This window comes from Streptomyces neyagawaensis (genome assembly GCF_023516595.1).
GTDB classification, from domain to species: Bacteria; Actinomycetota; Actinomycetes; order Streptomycetales; family Streptomycetaceae; genus Streptomyces; species Streptomyces neyagawaensis.
Genome location: NZ_JAMGBG010000080.1, coordinates 1 through 1,592, shown reverse-complemented (window position 1 = coordinate 1,592; position 1,592 = coordinate 1). Strand labels below are relative to the sequence as shown.

Genomic DNA, 1,592 nt, shown 5'->3' with positions numbered 1-1,592 from the left:
GAGGCGCTGAAACCCGGTGCGGTCGGCCACGGCTCGGTGTTCGAACTGGTGACCGGGCCGCTGCTGATCCTGCTGCTCGCCGTCCTGGGTGTCCTGCTGGGCCGGCTGATCCGGTCGTCGTTCGTGGCCCCGCTCGCCGCGGTCGCCGTCATCACCGCCGCCTTCGTCTTCGTGGCCGACTCCAGCAGCCCCGCCTGGCTGCGCGGCCTTGCGCCCGTCCTCTTCGACGAGGGCGCCCGGCCGCTGCCGTCCGCCCTGCTGGGCCGGCCCGCCGGGTGGCACGCCCTGTACCTGCTGGCGCTCGCGGTGCTCGCGGCGGCGGGCGCGGTCCGGGCGAGCGGCGGCCCGACCAGGGCCGTACGGGTCACCGCGCTCACGGCACTCGGAGCGGTCGTGGCCGCCGTCGTGCTCCAGGGCACGGCACCCACGGACGCGGTGCGCGAGGCGCGCGAGGTGGCGACCCGGGACCCGGCCGAGACGCAGGACTGCGAGCGGCGCGGGCCGACGACGTACTGCGCCTTCCCCGAGTTCACGCCCTGGATCGACGAGTGGGCCCGGGTCACGGACCGCGTGCGGTCGCTGGCGGGCGGTGCGGGCGCGGAACAGGCGCTGACCGTACGGCAGAAGGTGAACGCCCTCGACGGGCCGTCGGGTGTGCGGGAGCCGTTGCCTGCCGCACCCGGCGAGGTGACGGCGAGCACGGCCTGGGGCGGGGAACGCGAACTGGAGTTCGCGGTGAGTGTCGCCCGGGGGCTGGTCGTCGGGCACGAGCGGAGCGAGGGGGCGTACTGCGACGCGCGGGGCGTGCTCATGGTGTGGCTGGCTATCCGCGCGACCCGCGACGGCGAGGCCCTGTTCCACCGGACCGGCGACGCCTACAACAGCCCCGGTGTGATCCAGGCGCCGGTCACTGCGGTCGCCCTGCGGGACCGCGAACTCGCCGTCGTCGAGCGGCTGCTCGCTGTGCCGCAGGAGCGGGTGGGACGCGCGGTGCGGGCGCACTGGGCGGAGCTGTCCGCCGCCGGTACGACCACCGACCGCGCGGCCGCCCTGCTGGGCGTCACCGCACCGGCAGAGACGGCCGCCGACCGGGAATGGATGTGCGCGTGAGGCGGCGGGCGGCGGTGGTGGCGGCCCTGACGCGGCCCACGGTGCGGTCCCTGCCGTGGCGGCTGCTCGCGGGCGGCTGGGCGCTGGGGGTGGTCGTCGCCGTCGTACCGGCGCTGTTCTCGCTGGACCTCCCGGCGGCGGTTCTGGCCAACATGGTGCGGGCGGCGGCCCTGTGCGGGGCTGTCGGCACGGCGTTCGCGCTGGACGATCCGGCCCGGCACACCACCGGGGCCGTTCCCGTGCCGCGCCCGCTGAGGCAGACGTTGAGGGTGGCGGTGGTCGGTCTCGCGGGCGCGGTCTGGTGGGCGGCGGTCCTCGGCGTCGTACGGGCGGGCGCCGACGCCGAATCCTGGGCCGCGCTGCCAGCCGGGGCCCTCACGGTCGAGGCCGCGGCGCTGTCCGGGCTGGCGCTGGCGCTCGCCGGGGCGGCGGTCCGGTTCAGCGCGGTCCGGCTGCCGGGCCCGGCGGTCGCCGCCGCGCTG

General features: G+C 77.3%; 2 protein-coding genes. Both read left to right on the top strand.

Features of this window, described 5'->3' with window-relative positions; all coding sequences use genetic code 11:
* The coding region (locus tag M8J73_RS29575) for an ABC transporter permease (RefSeq protein ID WP_249829289.1) at nucleotides 1-1,110 on the top strand (1,110 nt) is incomplete at its 5' end.
* Nucleotides 1,107-1,592 (top strand): ABC transporter (locus M8J73_RS29570; protein WP_249829288.1); only part of this gene is annotated, 486 nt, incomplete at its 3' end. The genes M8J73_RS29575 and M8J73_RS29570, both read left to right, overlap by 4 nt.